Annotated in this window: 17 protein-coding genes; 9 read left to right on the forward strand and 8 right to left on the reverse strand. The window is 71.5% G+C overall.

Annotated features, from left to right (window positions below; genetic code table 11):
• Positions 1-13 precede the first annotated feature (13 nt).
• Both ACFWJ4_RS30705 and ACFWJ4_RS30710 read right to left on the reverse strand, forming a co-directional pair.
• Complete coding sequence (locus tag ACFWJ4_RS30705; protein ID WP_380549661.1) at positions 14-502, reverse strand: hypothetical protein; 489 nt, start codon at positions 500-502, stop codon at positions 14-16.
• 40 nt (positions 503-542) lie between these two features.
• Complete coding sequence (locus ACFWJ4_RS30710; RefSeq protein ID WP_380549664.1) at positions 543-1,766, reverse strand: 8-amino-7-oxononanoate synthase; 1,224 nt, start codon at positions 1,764-1,766, stop codon at positions 543-545.
• Between the two features lie 295 nt (positions 1,767-2,061).
• On the opposite strand from ACFWJ4_RS30710, the gene ACFWJ4_RS30715 reads away from it, so the two are divergent.
• The 4 genes from ACFWJ4_RS30715 (at position 2,062) to ACFWJ4_RS30730 (ending at position 6,995) form a co-directional block, all read left to right on the forward strand.
• Positions 2,062-3,408 carry a hypothetical protein gene (locus ACFWJ4_RS30715; protein ID WP_380549667.1) on the forward strand — a complete coding sequence of 449 codons (1,347 nt, stop codon included), beginning with the start codon at positions 2,062-2,064 and terminating at the stop codon, positions 3,406-3,408.
• A gap of 6 nt (positions 3,409-3,414) precedes the next feature.
• A complete protein-coding gene (locus ACFWJ4_RS30720; RefSeq protein ID WP_359913335.1) occupies positions 3,415-4,170 on the forward strand; it encodes a hypothetical protein in 756 nt (251 codons plus the stop codon).
• Complete coding sequence (locus ACFWJ4_RS30725; RefSeq protein ID WP_380549670.1) at positions 4,163-4,414, forward strand: hypothetical protein; 252 nt, start codon at positions 4,163-4,165, stop codon at positions 4,412-4,414. Before ACFWJ4_RS30720 ends, ACFWJ4_RS30725 begins: the two co-directional genes overlap by 8 nt.
• An 88-nt stretch (positions 4,415-4,502) precedes the next feature.
• A complete protein-coding gene (locus ACFWJ4_RS30730) occupies positions 4,503-6,995 on the forward strand; it encodes a DEAD/DEAH box helicase (RefSeq protein WP_380549701.1) in 2,493 nt (830 codons plus the stop codon).
• 128 nt (positions 6,996-7,123) lie between these two features.
• On the opposite strand, the gene ACFWJ4_RS30735 is transcribed toward ACFWJ4_RS30730, so the two are convergent.
• Entirely contained in the window at positions 7,124-7,978 is an 855-nt protein-coding gene (locus ACFWJ4_RS30735; RefSeq protein WP_380549672.1) for a hypothetical protein, read from the reverse strand.
• Between the two features lie 282 nt (positions 7,979-8,260).
• Here ACFWJ4_RS30735 and bioB point away from each other — a divergent pair, with 282 nt between their 5' ends.
• Genes bioB through bioD form a run of 3 tightly spaced genes read left to right on the forward strand, consistent with a single transcriptional unit; the run spans position 8,261 to position 11,577 of the window.
• Positions 8,261-9,514 (forward strand): biotin synthase BioB, encoded by a 1,254-nt coding sequence (gene bioB, locus ACFWJ4_RS30740; RefSeq protein WP_380549675.1) that lies wholly within the window; start codon positions 8,261-8,263, stop codon positions 9,512-9,514.
• 27 nt (positions 9,515-9,541) lie between these two features.
• On the forward strand, positions 9,542-10,846 hold the full coding sequence (locus ACFWJ4_RS30745) for an adenosylmethionine--8-amino-7-oxononanoate transaminase (protein ID WP_380549677.1): 1,305 nt from the start codon (positions 9,542-9,544) through the stop codon (positions 10,844-10,846).
• Positions 10,843-11,577 carry a dethiobiotin synthase gene (bioD, locus tag ACFWJ4_RS30750; RefSeq protein ID WP_380549680.1) on the forward strand — a complete coding sequence of 245 codons (735 nt, stop codon included), beginning with the start codon at positions 10,843-10,845 and terminating at the stop codon, positions 11,575-11,577. The genes ACFWJ4_RS30745 and bioD overlap by 4 nt, the downstream gene beginning before the upstream one ends.
• A gap of 168 nt (positions 11,578-11,745) precedes the next feature.
• Here the strand turns inward: bioD and ACFWJ4_RS30755 are convergent, their stop codons facing one another.
• The 5 genes from ACFWJ4_RS30755 to ACFWJ4_RS30775 all read right to left on the reverse strand — a co-directional run bounded on the left by ACFWJ4_RS30755 (position 11,746) and on the right by ACFWJ4_RS30775 (position 15,384).
• Entirely contained in the window at positions 11,746-12,168 is a 423-nt protein-coding gene (locus tag ACFWJ4_RS30755; RefSeq protein WP_380549683.1) for a low molecular weight phosphotyrosine protein phosphatase, read from the reverse strand.
• Positions 12,165-13,622, reverse strand: a complete 1,458-nt coding sequence (locus ACFWJ4_RS30760; RefSeq protein WP_380549686.1) for an ASCH domain-containing protein — start codon at positions 13,620-13,622, stop codon at positions 12,165-12,167. Before ACFWJ4_RS30760 ends, ACFWJ4_RS30755 begins: the two co-directional genes overlap by 4 nt.
• A gap of 129 nt (positions 13,623-13,751) precedes the next feature.
• Positions 13,752-14,600 carry a helix-turn-helix domain-containing protein gene (locus ACFWJ4_RS30765; RefSeq protein WP_380549689.1) on the reverse strand — a complete coding sequence of 283 codons (849 nt, stop codon included), beginning with the start codon at positions 14,598-14,600 and terminating at the stop codon, positions 13,752-13,754.
• Positions 14,601-14,624: 24 nt separating this feature from the next.
• The gene (locus ACFWJ4_RS30770) at positions 14,625-15,149 is read right to left on the reverse strand and encodes a DUF6879 family protein (protein ID WP_380549692.1); all 525 of its coding nucleotides are present in this window, start codon (positions 15,147-15,149) and stop codon (positions 14,625-14,627) included.
• The gene (locus ACFWJ4_RS30775; protein ID WP_380549695.1) at positions 15,121-15,384 is read right to left on the reverse strand and encodes a hypothetical protein; all 264 of its coding nucleotides are present in this window, start codon (positions 15,382-15,384) and stop codon (positions 15,121-15,123) included. Before ACFWJ4_RS30775 ends, ACFWJ4_RS30770 begins: the two co-directional genes overlap by 29 nt.
• A gap of 160 nt (positions 15,385-15,544) precedes the next feature.
• Here ACFWJ4_RS30775 and ACFWJ4_RS30780 point away from each other — a divergent pair, with 160 nt between their 5' ends.
• Positions 15,545-15,841: a hypothetical protein gene (locus ACFWJ4_RS30780; protein WP_380549698.1), complete on the forward strand. Its 297-nt coding sequence runs from the start codon at positions 15,545-15,547 to the stop codon at positions 15,839-15,841.
• Between the two features lie 52 nt (positions 15,842-15,893).
• Complete coding sequence (locus ACFWJ4_RS30785) at positions 15,894-16,340, forward strand: hypothetical protein (RefSeq protein WP_359913369.1); 447 nt, start codon at positions 15,894-15,896, stop codon at positions 16,338-16,340.
• The last annotated feature ends 145 nt before the right edge of the window (positions 16,341-16,485 follow it).

Below are 16,485 nucleotides of genomic sequence, written 5' to 3' on the forward strand. Positions count from 1 at the left end.
CAGGCCAACCGGATCAGCCGGCCGTCCCGGACCACAGCACCCGGACCCGGTCGGCCTCGACGTCGTACCCGAGCAGCGGCTTGATGCCGCCGCCCTCCGGGAACAGCGGCACCGACCGGCCCAACCACCGCCCGATCGCGGTCAGGAACCCGCACAGGACGTCCAGCCGCTCCTGGCCCTGGAGTTCGCGGAGGTCGACGTCGAAGTCGATCTGCTCCGCCCCGAGGAACCGGAAGATCGCGCAGACCTCCGGGTCCGGCCACACCCGCAGGCTCGGACACTCGGCGTCGGCCGGCCGGGACAGCACCGCCTCGGCCCTCGGCAGCGGCAGCACACTCTCGCCCTCGGCGTACTCGAAGGCCCAGCCCTGCTCCGCGACCAGATCGAGCACGGCCTGCCAGTCGGCCACCGTCGTGTCCTCGATGAACACGTCGGGGAGGTGACCCCCGTCGGTCGGATCGAGCAGCCACGCCACGTGGTCGTCCCAGAGCAGGTCAGGCATCCCGCCATCCTGCCCGGCGAGGCCCGATCCCTTCGAGTGGTTATTCGCCCCGGGCGCCCGCCGGGGCCAGTTCGGCGATGATGCGGACGGCCTCGGCGATCTGCCCGTCGGTCAGGTCGCCCCGGGCGGTCAGCCGCAGCCGGGAGATGCCGTCCGGGACGGACGGCGGGCGGAAGCAGCCGACGGCGAGGCCCGCGCGGCGGCAGTCGGCGGCCCAGGCGACGGCGGCCTCGGGGCCCGGGGCGCGGACGGACACCACGGCCGCCTCGGGCTCGCAGCTGTGCAGTCCGGCGGAGGTGAGCTGCCGGGCCAGGGTGCGGGCCACCTCGCGGGCGCGCTCGGCGCGGGCCGGCTCGGCGCGCAGCAGCCGCAGGGCGGCGAGGGCGGCGCCGGCGGCGGCCGGGGCGAGACCGGTGTCGAAGATGAAGGTGCGGGCGGTCTCGGTGAGGTGGCGGATCACCCGGCGCGGGCCGAGGACGACGCCGCCCTGCGAGCCGAGCGACTTGGAGAGGGTGGCGGTGGCCACGGTGTCCGGCTGCCCGGCGAGCCCGGCCGCCGCGAGCGCCCCGGTGCCGCCGGGGCCGAGCACGCCCAGCCCGTGCGCGTCGTCGACCAGCAGGGCGGCGCCGTGCGCGCGGGCGGCCTCCGACAGCGCGGGCAGCGGGGCCGCGTCGCCGTCCACCGAGAACACCGAGTCGGTGACCACCAGCGCCCGCGGCTGGGCCCGCCCGGCGAGCGCCTCGGCGACGGCCGCCGGGTCGCTGTGCGGGGCCCGGTGGACGTCGGCGCGGGAGAGCCGGCAGCCGTCGATCAGCGAGGCGTGGTTGTAGGCGTCGGAGACGATCAGGGTGTCCGGGTCGGTGAGCGCGGTCAGTGCCGCGAGGTTGGCCGTGTACCCGGAGGAGAACACCAGCGCGGCCTCCGTTCCGCAGAACTCGGCCAGCTCCTGCTCCAGTTCGGTGTGCAGTACGGTCGTCCCGGTCACCAGCCGCGATCCGGTCGAGCCGCCGCCCCAGCGCAGCGCCGCGTCCGCGGCCGCCCGCGTGACGACCGGATGCCTGGTCAGGCCCAGGTAGTCGTTGCCCGCGAGGTCCAGCACCGGGTCGTCCGCGGCCCGGCTGCGCAGCGTCCGCGTCAGCCCGGCCTCGGCCCGCATCGCGGCCGTCTGGTCGAGCCAGTCGAAGACGTGCGCGGGAGCGGCGGCCGGGGCGGAGGCAGGGGCGGGGACGGCGGAGCGCGGCTCGGCCGCGAGCGGATGGTTCATGCCCGGCACTCTGGCATGCCACCGCGTGTCGGGCAATGTGCGGATCGGCACAGTATGAACCGACCAATCCAGTCGTGATTCACCACATGTCAACCAGGTATCAATATTCAATTCACACCGAAATGACGGCCGCAAAAATAGTACGATCCTTGCCGATCATTATCCGGGGGGAAACACCAAGCAGCCGCTGCACGTCTCGGACGAGTGGGAGAAGCGGTTCCGCGCGGCCGGCGCCACGCAGATCCCGCTCCGGCCCGGCGCCGACCCCGCGAAGAGCCCGTACGGCTACCAGATCATGGCCAACCTGCTGCGGAACGGAACGTACGACGCGCACTTCCTCAACCCCATCGCCGCGCACGTCACCCAACTCACCCAGGAGAACCCGACCCGCTGGGAGGTCCCGGCCTACCGCAGCGGCGGCTACCCGTTCGACGAGTTCAAGTTCATCGGCCAGCCGGACAAGGACGGCAACCTCAAGGGCTTCAACCCGCTGTCCGGAATCCTGGACGCGTTCGGCCACAGCCCCGAGGCCGCCACCAAGTTCTTCAACGACCCGGTCACCACGTACAACCCGGACGGCAGCGTCAAGAGCACCGGCGGCCAGAACACCTACTTCAAGCTGTTCACCGACTCCGGGAACAACTCCGTCCTCGTCGACATGAACTACCCGCTGCGCCCGCTCGAAGGCGGCCCGGCCGACCCGAACAACGTCGGCCCGCTCGGACACGCCCTGGAGGCCGCCGCCACCGGCCGCGCCTGGGACGACACGGAGGGCAAGTGCCCGCCGCACACGGCGGAGATGAGCTCGGTGATGCAGCAGGTCGTCGGCCGCTTCGGCAACGGCGACGGACCGAGCCTGCTGCACGGCGGGGTCTTCTCCGGCCTCAACGGCAGCGTCGGCAACATGACCGCCAACTACATCGCGGACATCGAGAACTCCTTGGAGGGACCGGGCGCGAAGGAGCGGACTCCAGGCGTGGCACCCGCCCCCGGTGTCGCCACCGAGTTCGCCCAGAAGGACGTCCAGCGGCTCCTGCTGGCCGTCGGCCGGGACACGGACGCGTACGCCTCCATCGCCACCGCGCAGCAGGCCTACCAGACCGCCCAGATCCAGCAGGTCATGGCCCGCCCGGAGCTCCACAAGGATCTGGGCATGTCGATCGAGAACGTGACGAAGCCGGGCGGGATCGTCACGGGCCTGATCACCAGCGCCATGTCGGACGAGATCTTCCACAACCACGCGGTCTCCGACCAGGAGGTCAACGACGCGATCGACGCGAAGAAGGACATTGCCAAGACCGTCTGGGACTACACCGGCGGCGTCGCGGCCGAGAAGATTCCCAAGGTCGGCGGCCTCATCAACGATCAGGTCGACGAGATCATGACCAACGTGGCGAACAGCTACCACGTCGACACGACCAACCAGGCGGCGGACGACGCGGGAACCAAGGTGGCCACCTCGGTCACGGGTTCCCAGCAGGCGGTCGTCGACGCCGTCAAGAGCGCCGGCCGCGATGCCGGACTCGACCCGAACTACCTGAGCGAGCTGGCTCGCCAGGGCTCCGCCAGCCTCGACGCCGGCTGCAACACCGGCCATCGCCTCTTCCAACAGCAACAGGCGGCAGCCGCCGCCAAGGAGTGATGACCCATGGTCGACGTCGCACACATCATCCCGCGGTCGCCCGACGACCCGCCGCCGCCACCGCCGTGGTGGCGGCGGCCCCGGGTGCTGCCGTGGCTGGCCGGGGGCCTCGCGGTGGCCGCCGCCGTGGGGGGCGGGCTGTGGGCCTGGCAGCCGTGGCGGTCGTTGGAGATCGCGCAGAGCGCCTGCTGGTCGGCGCTGTCACGCGATGACCTGAAGCCGCTGGCCGGGCGGTTCGGGAAGGTGTACGAGGCCGTGCCGCGGGCCCGGCTCCAGACGCCGGCCGTGCCGGACGAGCCCCGGGTCCGCAGTACCGACTGCCGGGTCGTCTGGAACGGGGACGACGGTTCCGGCGGCTTCCTCCTCGACGTCCGGGTCTACCCCGCCTGGGACGGGGTGGACGCCGACCGCGCCCGGGACACCGGGGAGCACCACGCCGTCGCCGACCTGGACTTCGGCCCCGGCGCGGTGGGGCTGGCCAGCGACGATTCGGATCACTTCGTCCGGCTCTACGTGCGCTGTGACTTCCAGGTGCCGCCCGGGGACCGCCCCGACCTCAAGGCCCCGCCGTACGTCCGCGTGGAGGCCGGGGGCGACCCGGTGGACGGCGCCTCGCCGGCCGGGGCCCGCCAGGCGTACGCCGATGCCGCGCTGAAGGTCGCCCGGGTCGCCGCCGCCGAGTACCGGTGCACCAACCAGGTGCAGCTGCCCGCCGCCGCCCCCGCCGTGCCGGAGCTGTCGAAGGGGAAGGCCGGTGGCTGAGCGCCCGCGCCGACGTCGTGTCCTGCCGATCGCGCTCGGCGCTGCGGTGCTCGGGCAGCCCTCCGGCCGGCCGTACCGCCTGGTCACGATCACCGGCGACCGCTGGTCCTCGGACACCCCCGTCACCGAGGTCCGCCGGATCCGTATCGCCGCCGCACTGCGCACCGCGAGGGAGCTGGTCCGCGCCCGGGGCTGCACGAACGACCCGCAGCTGGCCGCGCGGGCGCCCGCCGCACCGTTCTGACGGCCTCCCGACCGGCCCGTCGCGGCCCCGGGCTTTGCCGGGGGTGGCGGCGAGCAGGCAAGATAGCCGGGTGACCCTCCTTGATCTGATGCCGAAGCCCGCCACCCCCGACGCGCTGTACGAGACGTTCGCAGCCTGGGCGGAGGATCGGGGGATCACCCTGTACCCGGCGCAGGAGGAGGCGCTGATCGAGCTGGTGTCGGGGAACAACGTGATCCTGGCGACGCCGACCGGGTCGGGCAAGAGCCTGGTGGCGGCGGGGGCGCACTTCGCGGCGCTGGCGGACGGGCAGCGGACGTTCTACACCGCCCCGATCAAGGCGCTGGTGTCGGAGAAGTTCTTCGACCTGGTGAAGATGTTCGGCACCGAGCAGGTCGGCATGATGACCGGCGACGCGAGCGTGAACCCGACCGCGCCGATCATCTGCTGCACCGCCGAGGTGCTGGCCCAGATCGCGCTGCGCGACGGCGGCCGGGCGGACATCGGCCAGGTGGTCATGGACGAGTTCCACTTCTACGCCGAGCCGGACCGCGGCTGGGCCTGGCAGATCCCGCTGCTGGAGCTGCCGCAGGCGCAGTTCCTGCTGATGTCCGCGACGCTCGGCGATGTCCGCCGCTTCGAGGAGGACCTGACCCGCCGCACGGGCCGTCCGACCACGGTGGTGCGCAACGCGACCCGCCCGGTGCCGCTGTTCTACGAGTACCGCCGCACCTCGATGCACGACACCCTGGAGGAGCTGCTGCAGACCGGCCAGGCGCCGGTCTACGTCGTGCACTTCACCCAGAAGGAGGCGGTGGAGCGGGCCCAGTCGCTGATGAGCATCAACATGTGCTCGAAGGCGGAGAAGGAGGCCATCGCCGATCTGATCGGCGGCTTCCGCTTCACCACCAAGTTCGGCCGCAACCTGTCCCGTTTCGTGCGTCACGGCATCGGCGTGCACCACGCGGGCATGCTGCCGAAGTACCGCCGGCTGGTCGAACGCCTCGCCCAGGCGGGCCTGTTGAAGGTCATCTGCGGTACCGACACGCTCGGCGTCGGCGTCAATGTGCCGATCCGCACGGTGCTGTTCACCGCCCTGTCCAAGTACGACGGGCAGCGCGTGCGCATCCTGCGCGCCCGCGAGTTCCACCAGATCGCCGGCCGGGCCGGCCGGGCCGGCTTCGACACCGTCGGCCAGGTGGTGGCGCAGGCGCCGGAGCACGTGATCGAGAACGACAAGGCGATCGCCAAGGCCGGGGACGACCCGAAGAAGAAGCGCAAGGTGGTCCGCAAGAAGGCGCCGGAGGGCTTCGTCGGCTGGACCGAGGAGACCTTCGAGAGGCTGATCGGCGCCGACCCGGAGCCGCTGGTCTCCCGGTTCAAGGTGAGCCACGCGATGCTGCTGTCGGTGATCGGCCGCCCGGGCAACGCCTTCGAGGCGATGCGCAAGCTGCTGACCGACAACCACGAGGACCGGGCCGCGCAGCGCCGGCACATCCGCACCACGATCGCCATCTACCGTTCGCTGCTGGAGGGCGGCGTGGTGGAGCGGCTGCCGGAGCCTGACTCCGAGGGCCGGATCGTCCGCCTCACCCTGGACCTCCAGGAGAACTTCGCGCTCAACCAGCCGCTGTCCACCTTCGCGCTGGCCGCCTTCGAGCTGCTCGACCCGACCTCTCCCTCGTACGCGATGGACGTGATCTCGGTCGTCGAGGCGACCCTCGACGACCCGCGCCAGATCCTCGCCGCCCAGCAGAACAAGGCGCGCGGCGAGGCCGTCGGCGAGATGAAGCGGGACGGCATCGAGTACGAGGAGCGGATGGAGCGGCTCCAGGAGATCACCTACCCGAAGCCGCTGGAGGAGCTGCTCACCCACGCCTACGAGGTGTACCGCCGGGCGCACCCGTGGATCGGCGACCACCAGCTGCAGCCGAAGTCGGTGGTCCGCGACCTGTACGAGCGGGCGATGACCTTCTCGGACTACGTCGGCTTCTACGAGCTGGCCCGTACCGAGGGCATCGTGCTGCGCTACCTGGCCGGCGCGTTCAAGGCGCTGGAGCAGACCGTCCCCGAGGACGTGAAGACCGACGACCTCAAGGACGTCATCGCCTGGCTCGGCGAGCTGGTCCGCCAGGTCGACTCCAGCCTGCTGGACGAGTGGGAGCAGCTGGCCAACCCGACCGAGGCGGCCACCGCCGAGGTGCGGCTGGACGACAAGCCGGCGCCGGTCACCGCCAACGCCCGCGCCTTCCGCGTCCTGGTGCGCAACGAGATGTTCCGCCGGGTCGAGCTGTGCGCGCTGGAGCACTACGAGGAGCTCGCCGAGCTGGACGGCGAGTACGGCTGGGACGCGGACCGCTGGGCGGACGCCATGGACGGGTACTGGGAGGAGTACGACGACCTCGGCACCGGCCCGGACGCGCGCGGCCCCAAGATGCTGATCATCGAGGAGGAGGACTCCTCCTGGCGGGTCCGGCAGATCTTCGACGACCCGGAGGGCGACCACGACTGGGGCATCAGCGCCGAGGTCGACCTGTACGGCTCGGACGAGGAGGGCCGGGCGGTGCTGCGGGTGACCGCGGTGGACCGGCTCGGCGGCTGAGCCGGATCCCGGTCCGGTCACCGGCCCGGTCACGGATCCGGTCACGGATCCGGTCCTGACGATGACGAATCCCCCCGGAGGCCGCGGCTTCCGGGGGGATTCGTCATCGGGCCGCCGTCAGGCCGCCGTCACATCCAGGCGAACGGCGAGCCCGCCGCGTAGGAGAGCGCGCGGGTGGCCTCGTCCAGGGCCTGTTCGCTGCTGGGCGCCGTGCCGGTGGCCCCCGGGAGCGGCGTGGCCGGCGCCCCGGTGCCGCCGGGGGTGGTGGCCGCCGGCCGGCCGTCGCCCGAGCGCGAGCTGGTGACGGTCACGTAGTGCCCGACCGCCTCGATCCGCGGCTCGCCGCCCGTCCGGGCGCCGCCGGGCGGCTGGGCGGGGGCGGTGGTGGTGTCGGCGAGGATGAAAGCGACCGCGCCGGGCTTGGCCCGCAGGGCGTCGGCGGCCCTGGCGGCGGAGGGCTGGTCGGGGAAGCGCAGCAGGGTGACGCTGCTGAGCACCGGGCGGTCCTGGCCGCTGAAGCTGACGGTCAGGTAGCTCTGGCAGCCGGTGTCCTTGAGCGGGTCCTGGGCGCGGTCCTGGAGCACTTCGGCGCAGTTCTCGCCCTGCCGGACGCCGTTGCGCCGCGCCTTGAAGGCGCCGACCTCGACGGGCCGCTGGGCGGGGAAGAGGTTGTCGACGTTGAGGGCTTCGGGGTCGGTGCGCGGCGGCGGGGCGCCGACCACCTTCGGCGTCGCGGTCGCGTCCTTGCTGGACGGGCCGAGCCCGGGTATGTAGTCGCCGGGCATCGGGCGGGTGATGATCCATCCCCCGGCCGCGACCACCCCGACGACGACGATCCACCCGGCCGTTCGACGGACCGTCAGCCGACGGCCCCGCCTGCGGTCCGTCCCCCCATCGGTGCCGGCGTCGCCGCCGACCCGCTGCTCTGCCCGGCCTTCCCGGCCTTCTCCCGGAGTCGGGGTGCGCTCCCCCTGCGTGGTCATGGCGCAGATTCTAAGCATCACGGGGGTGGCGTGGATCACGGGGTCGGGGGTTGTGGATCATCGTCCGCCGCGGCTCTCGGCCACCGGCCCGGCGCCACCCTCGCCGCCTGTTCACCACCGATTCCCTACCCACCGGTAACCTCTGGCCCGACCTCGCGTCAAGCGCGTGACCAGCGGCGGAGCCGTGACCTTCGACACTGTGGCAATCGGCACATCCTCACACCGATCTTCTGGCGGGTTTGCTCTGGCGCCGCTCGATCACCACCAGGCAGGATCGGCCCCATGGATCTGCTCGATACCCTCACCGCCAAGGGCCTGCGCGGCGAAGTCCCGACCCGCGAGGAGGCCCTGGCCGTCCTCGCCACCACCGACGACGAGCTGCTCGACGTGGTCGCCGCGGCCGGCAAGGTGCGCCGCCGCTGGTTCGGCCGCCGGGTCAAGCTCAACTACCTGGTGAACCTGAAGAGCGGGCTCTGCCCGGAGGACTGCTCGTACTGCTCGCAGCGGCTCGGGTCCAAGGCCGAGATCCTCAAGTACACCTGGCTCAAGCCCGACCAGGCCGCCGACGCGGCCCGCGCCGGGGTGGCCGGCGGCGCCAAGCGGGTCTGTCTGGTCGCCAGCGGCCGCGGTCCGACGGACCGCGACATCGACCGGGTCACCGACACCATGGCCGCCATCAAGGACGCCGACCCCGAGGTCGAGATCTGCGTCTGCCTCGGCCTGCTCTCCGACAACCAGGCGGAGCGGCTCAAGGCGGCGGGCGCCGACGCCTACAACCACAACCTCAACACCTCCGAGGGCACCTACGGGACCATCACCAAGACCCACACCTACGCGGACCGGGTGGACACCGTCCAGAAGGCCCACGGCGCGGGCCTGTCCGCCTGCTCCGGCCTGATCGCCGGCATGGGCGAGAGCGACGAGGACCTGGTCGACGTCGTCTTCGCCCTGCGCGACCTGGGCTCGGACTCCGTCCCGGTCAACTTCCTCATCCCGTTCGAGGGCACCCCGCTCGCCAAGGAGTGGAACCTCACCCCGCAGCGCTGCCTGCGCATCCTGGCGATGGTCCGCTTCGTCAACCCGGACACCGAGGTGCGGATCGCCGGCGGGCGCGAGGTGCACCTGCGCTCGATGCAGCCGCTCGGCCTGCACATCGCCAACTCCATCTTCCTCGGCGACTACCTGACCAGCGAGGGCCAGGCCGGGCAGACCGACCTCGACATGATCAAGGACGCCGGCTTCGAGGTCGAGGGCGCCGGCGAGGCCACCCTGCCGCGCCACCGCGCGGACGTCGCCGAGGCAGACCGGGCGGGCGGCGGCTGCGGCACCGCGGCCTCGGCCTGCGGCAGCGGCGGCGGCTGCGGGCCGTGCGGCGGACACGCCCACACCTCGGACGCCTCCGCCCCGGAGGCCGTCCCCTCGGAGGCCGTCTCCCCGGCGGCCGTCGCCGAATCCGGCGCCGAGGACGAGCTCCGCAGCGACCTCGTCAAGGTCCGCCGCCGCGGCGCCGGCACCGAACTCGCGCCCAACGCCTGACAGTTCCGACCCTCCGGAGAACGCACCATGCTCCAGCCGTCCGCAGCCGACCTGCTCGCCCTCGACCGCGCCCATGTGTGGCACCCGTACGGGCCGATGCCCGGGACCGTCACCCCGTACGTGGTCGAGTCCGCCACCGGGGTGCGGCTGCGCCTGGCCGAGCCGGTCGCGGGCGGGCGGCGCGAGCTGGTCGACGGGATGTCGTCCTGGTGGGCGGCGATCCACGGCTACCGGCACCCGGTGCTGGACGAGGCGGTGCGCGAGCAGCTGGGGCGGATGAGCCATGTGATGTTCGGCGGGCTCACCCACGAGCCCGCCGTCCGGCTGGCCGCCAGGCTGGTGGAGATCACCCCGGAGCCGCTGCGGCACGTCTTCCTCGCCGACTCGGGCTCGGTGGCCGTCGAGGTCGCGATGAAGATGTGCCTCCAGTACTGGCAGTCCACCGGGCGGCCGGCCAAGCGCCGGCTGCTCACCTGGCGCGGCGGCTACCACGGGGACACCTTCCACCCGATGTCGGTGTGCGACCCGGACGGCGGGATGCACCACCTGTGGGGCGGGGTGCTGCCCGGCCAGCTGTTCGCCCCGGAGCCGCCGGCCGGGTTCGATGCTCCGATCGACCCCGAATACGCCGCGCGGTTCGAGGAGTTGATGGCGCGTCACGCCGACGAGCTGGCCGCCGTCATCGTCGAGCCGGTGGTCCAGGGCGCGGGCGGGATGCGCTTCCACTCCCCCGCCTACCTGCGGATGCTGCGCGAACTGTGCGACCGCTACGGGGTGTTGCTGGTCTTCGACGAGATCGCCACCGGCTTCGGGCGCAGCGGCGCCCTGTTCGCCGCCGACCACGCGGGGGTCTCGCCGGACGTGATGTGCCTGGGCAAGGCACTGACCGGCGGCTACCTGACGCTGGCCGCCGCCCTGTGCACCGGCGAGGTCGCGGACGGGATCAGCCGCGGCGAGGTGCCGGTGCTCGCGCACGGGCCCACGTTCATGGGCAACCCGCTGGCCTGCGCGGTCGCCAACGCCTCGCTGGAGCTGCTGCTCGGGCAGGACTGGTCGACGGAGGTCAAGCGGATCGAGACCGGGCTGACCGAGGGTCTCGCGGCGGCCGCGGACGTCCCCGGCGTACTCGACGTACGGGTCCAAGGGGCCATCGGCGTCGTGCAGTTGGACCACCCGGTGTACGTCCCGGCGGCCACCGAGGCGGCGGCGCGCGAAGGCGTGTGGCTGCGGCCCTTCCGGGATCTGATCTACACGATGCCCCCCTATGTGACGGAGGACGAGGACGTGGCACGGATCGCTGCCGCCGTGACCGCCGCGGCGGTGAAGGGATGAGCGCGCGGATCCTCTTCGTGACGGGGACCAACACGGACGTCGGCAAGACCGTCGCCACGGCCGCCGTCGCCTCGGCGGCGCTGCGGGCCGGACGGAAGGTCGCCGTGCTCAAGCCCGGGCAGACCGGCGTGACGGCCGACGAGCCCGGCGACGCCGCCGAAGTCCTGCGCCTGGCGGGCGAGCTGACCATCCGTGAGCTGGTGCGCTACCCCGAGCCGCTGGCGCCCGACACCGCCGCCCGACGGGCCGGGATGCCGTACCTCTCCCCCGCCGAGGTGGTGTCCGAGGTCGCCGAGCTGGCTTCCACACACGACCTGGTCCTGGTGGAAGGCGCGGGCGGACTGCTGGTCCGCTACGACGACGAGGGCCGCACGCTCGCCGACCAGGCCCGGGCGGTGCTCGACGCCGGGCTTCCGGCCGAGGTCCTGCTGATCGCCTCGGCCGGGCTCGGGACGCTCAACATCGTCTCCCTCACCGCGGAGGCCCTGGCGGCCCGGGGCCTGCCGCTCGCGGGCGTGCTCGTCGGCTCCTGGCCCGCCGAGCCCGGCCTCGCCGAGCGCTGCAACCTGGCCGACCTGCCCCGCTCCGCCGGCGCCCCCCTGCTCGGCGCCCTGCCGGAACGAGCAGGCGGTGTCGAGGACTTCGCCGCCCTCGCCGTCACCGCACTCGCCCCCGCACTCGGCGGCACCTGGAATGCCGAGCACTTCGCACACGTCCACCGGCCCGAGTAGGCCGGGCTTCGTCGAGGGTGTGAGGCCGATCCCGGAGCCCTTCACGGTGCGGTTATCGGCCCAGTGCCCTTCCTTCCATGACAGACGGGCTCACCGCAGACGAGCCCTGCGGGCCTTGGCCGCCCTGGCGGCGACCAGCGTCGGGAGCGGCCGGAACCTGTGGTACCACTAAGCGGCGTAGAACAGCCTCGTGGCGTCCTGGATCTCCGCCACCGCCCGGGCAAAGTCGTCCAGGCCGCCGCCCCAGGGGTCGGAGATGCCGGAGCCGAGGACGTGCACCGGCCGGTCCGGGCCGACGAGGGCCCGGACGGTGTCGGCGGTCTCCTCGTCCATGGCGACCAGATCGTCCGCCCAACTGATCAGGTGCCGGTCGAGGACGGCCCCACGGTGCTCGCTCAGGTCGTAGCCGAAGCCGGAGGCGGCCTGGATCATGAGCGGGTGGGCGGGCTTGCCGACGTGCCAGTCCCGGGTACCGGCCGAGCGCACGTCGAGCGTTCCGCCGGACCGCTCGGCGATGATCAGCGCGGCGATCGGCGACCGGCAGTGGTTGCCCTTGCAGATCACCAGAACGTTGCGGCGGGTCGGGCTCACTCGGGGTCCACCCGCTCGATCTCGAAGGTGAGCACGCCCAGCCCTTCCTTGTGGGGCGGGAAGATGGCGTGGATCGCTTCGAGCTGTTCGGCCTCGGTCGCCCTCGGGTTCACGGACTCCACCCGCTCGGTGCCGAACATCTCCTCGAAGGTGCGGTACTTCCCGATCCGGGTGACCCGGGTCAGGCAACTCGACTCGCGGCAGGTGAAGTTGATCCGGTCCCCGACCCTGATCCGCTTCATCGACTCGTAGGCGACGCGGACCTCGACGGTCTTCTCGCCACTGGCGATGAGGTCGAAGTACTGCCGGTAGATCGGCATGTTGCGGGGGCGCATCGCCCGGGAGTCGTGCGTGGCGGGCCGGCGGGTGCTCATCAGGGCTTCCAATGCGGTTGTGGTGTAGGACCGGAAGAAGTGCCTGGGGTCGCTCAGCACGAGTTCGCCGAGACCCGTCAGCGCTTCGACGTAGTCCTCCTGGGTTCCGGGCCACTCCGAGGGGTCGAGCAGCCACGCGGGGGTGGTCTCGTCCCGGGTGGCGGGCCCGGCTTCGGCGGTTTCGCGCAGCAGGCTCTTGGAGAGCTTGCCGCCGTCGCTGCCGAGGATCTGGGGGGTGAAGATCCGGACGGGCAGAGGGCCGCACGACAGGCCGAGGGCGGCGTGTGCGCCGTCGACGAGCTGGCACCCGAAGGCCCAGTCGCCGCCCTTGACCATGACGTGGAGCGTGCGGTCGCCGGGCCGGTAGGAGCGTTCCTTGACGACGTTGCGGTAGAGGGTGGCCAGGTCGAGGTAGCCGCCGCCCAGCGGCGTGATGTCGGCCTCGTAGCGGCCGTGTTCGAAGCAGAAGGCCTCGAACAGGCCGCCGGCCTCGTCCAGTTCCAGCAACCGTGTCCGGTCGGCGTGTTTCTCGGCCCAGCCGCACACCGGGCAGGGCAGCCGGATGTGCGCGCTGCCGCTGTTCGGCGACAGCCAGCTGCCGACCGCGTCCAGGAGCTCCAGCGTCCGCAGGAACTCGCCCCGGAAGGCCGGGGTGTCCTGCTGTTGGGTGTAGGTGGTGACCGCGTACGGCACGTTCGTCCGGGCGCGGCAGGCGTCGAACAGCGGCAGGTAGTGCCGGGCGAGGAGTGCCGTGATCTCGTCGGCGTTCAGGGTGTGGGCGTAGGCCCGCTGGTAGCGCCGGCCGTCGACCCTGAAGGTCTGGGCCGGGGAGTTGTCGAGCGCACAGAAGTCCACGCTGGTGTCGATGCCGAACTCGTCGCGGGCCCGCTCCGCCAGGAGGAAGGCGAGACTCTGGACGAGGTGGGTTCCCAGATGCGGGTGCCCGTTGATCTGCGTGCCCACCGAGAAGCCGATGCTCTCGATATCGCAGTCCACGATGCGCGGCCGCAGGACGTCCACGGCGTCCTCAACGGCGTTGGCGAGCACCGTGTTCGGGGAGCTCAACGTCGATACGGTCATGGTGCGCCTCCCTCGGGTCGGGATGGTGCAGTGGGGTGGGGTGGGGTGGGGTGGCGGCGGGGGGTACGTGATAGACCGTAGGGAGACGGCTACGGGCGGTGCCACGTTCTTGCACCGTCTTGCACGAATTCACCCGAGAGAGGCGATGGCCTCTTCGATCAGATTCCTGGCCTGCGGACCGTACACCGCCATCGACGCGAGGACCTTGAACGCTTTGGCATAGGCCGTGATCTCTCCGGGCGTGGTGATGGTGACGGCTGCCGAGAGGAGCTCGGCGTTCACCTGCCGGTCGTCGAAGATCGAGAACGCCTCCAGGGGCCACATCCTGCGACGTGCCGTAAAGGGAATCACGCCGAGGCTGACCCGGGTCGCGCTCATCACCTCGAGCAGGTGGCGAAGTTGGTCCACCATGACTGGGCGGCCTCCGATGAGGTACCGCAGGACGGTCTCCTCCACCACGAGGGCGAAGGTCCGATTTCCCTCATGAAGGAAGCGACTGCGCTGGAGACGGCTTTCAACAGCCGCTTCAACGTCATCCGGCGTCTGCTGGAAGTCGGTGATGGTGGCCATCAGAGCCCGCGCGTATTCGCGCCGCTGCAGCATCCCCGGAACGACATTCGAGCAGTAGACGCGGATCTGGCGGCTACGGTCCAGCACGGGAAGAACCATCTCCTGGGCGTGCTTCATCCCGGTCCGGTGCAGCCGCTTCCACTCCACGTACATCTCGCCCGCCTGGCGGTTCGCGACCACCAGATCCGCGGCCAGATGCACGACGCCGCACGCCTCGCACCACTCGCGGATGTCCGCATCGGACGGCGGAGTCCTGGCATTGGCGATCCGCGAGACTTTCGACTCGCTCCACCCCAGGAGAAGAGCCAGGCCGTGTCCCGACAGTCCGGCGTCCCTTCGCAGTTCCTTCAGGCGGGCGGCGATGGTCTCGCGGGCGTTCTGGGCGCTTGACGACGGAGAGAGTGGCATGACCCGGTGGTCTGTCGATCGGGCTCAGACGGTGTACTTCTCGTGGTCGACGGCCCGTTCCCAGACAGCCTCGAAGGCCGAGGCGCAGAGCCTCGCCAGGTCGGCGTCGTCGGAGTGCTGCGGCCCCAACCCCCTCCCGTATCCGTCGAACAGGTTGAAACGCACCAGCTTTCCGTCGAACAGCCAGAAGTCGTTGCCGGGGAGGGTGAGGTCCGACGCCTGGCTTCGCGGGAGCCAGCGGACCCGTTCACCGGCAGCCACGTTCACCTGGGTGATGTGGTGCTCGTAGCGGATGTAGGTCGTCACCGGCTCCGACACGATCCGCGCCCGCCGGACGACGACGCCACGCGCGACCGAGCGGCGCACGGCCTCGGTCCAGTCCTGCCAGTACTCCGAGTCGGGATCCACGTCGACGGCTTCGCCGCGCTGCCACCGGGCGATCTCGTCGGACTCCTCCGTGATGCCGTACTGGTCCCGCATCTCCAGGTGGACGGCCGAGTGCTCGGCGGCGTCCAAGAGCTCATAGAAGCTCGGAACCTTCTGCGGCATCGCATGCCCTCCTGAGGATCGGCACCATCCGGTGCGGAATTCGAACCACCACTTCGCTGTCGGGGATCGAGTTGTCGTGGCCGGGTCCGTGCCCGGCCTCAAGGGCCTTCCCGATCAAGGTCTCGTCGGCCGCATAGGTCTGCACGACCAAGTCCCCGGACTCGTCATCCACCCAGACGGTCGGACTCTGGTCCTTGCCCGTCTCCGGGTCGATCCCCACGAACCGTAGTGCCATGACTGCCTCTCCTGTCACTCGGCCTGCGCACTCTCGCGCTTGGAGTTGACCTGACCGTCAGTTTCCAGCGTCCGAGGCCGATTTGTCAGACGCTTCAGCGAAGCAGGCGCCTTCGACCGCCTGGTGCAGGGCCTGGCCTTCGGCTGCGGACTCGCTGGAGTTGCCGGTCCGCTACGACGACGAGGGCCACACGCTGGCCGACCAGGTGACGGCCGTGCTCGACGCCGGGCTTCCGGCCGAGGTACTGCTGATCGCCTCCGCCGGGCTCGGGACCGACCTGCCCCGCTCCGCCGGCGCCCCCCTGCTCGGCGCCCTGCCGGAACGAACGGGCCGCGCCGAGGACTTCGCCACCCTCGCGTACGCCTCGCTGGCCTCTGAGCTGGGCGGCAGCTGGGACGCGGAGCACTTCGCGCACGTCCACCGGCCCGATTCGACCCCGCTTCGCTCGAAGGGGTGATCCCGGCTTCCGCCCCTGTCGGAAGCCGGGACGGCTCAATACCGTTCTTTCCATGACAGACGGGCTCACCGCAGACGAGGCCCTGCGGGCCTTGGCCGCCCTGGAGGCGGCGTGGAAGGACGACGACGAGGCGCTGTTCGCCCTGGCGGCGGGCGGCACCGGTGAACGGCCGCTGCCGGCACTGGTCGCCGCGTACGGCGAGCACGCCATGGACACCCTGATGGCGCTCGCCTTCGGGCTGCGCGCCACCATGAGCGACGAGGAGATCGCCGAGATCTCCGACGCCGTCAGCTCCAACATCGGCGCCCGGATGAGCGCCCTGCTGACGCAGACCCTGAAGGCCTGGGGCACCCTCGCCCCGGCGGAGGACCTCTCGGTGACGAAGATCATCGCCCACACCGTGATCGACGCGATGCGGGCTGTCACCGAGGACCCCAGCAAGACCGAGGTGCTGCCGCTGCTGGCAACCTTCCGCAGCTACGCCCTCAACGGCACCTGAGGGGACGGGAATTCACGAGTCGGCGCGGGGGTGGTGATGGCACTCGGCTCCCCGCCTGGGTAGTGTTGGCGCACATGAACCCCGAGGCGCATGCGAAAAGCCCCGGGGTTGTATGGGTGTAGTACTGGGAGAACACAAATGGCAA

Source organism: Kitasatospora sp. NPDC127067 (assembly GCF_042724755.1).
Classification (GTDB): domain Bacteria; phylum Actinomycetota; class Actinomycetes; order Streptomycetales; family Streptomycetaceae; genus Kitasatospora; species Kitasatospora lactacystinica.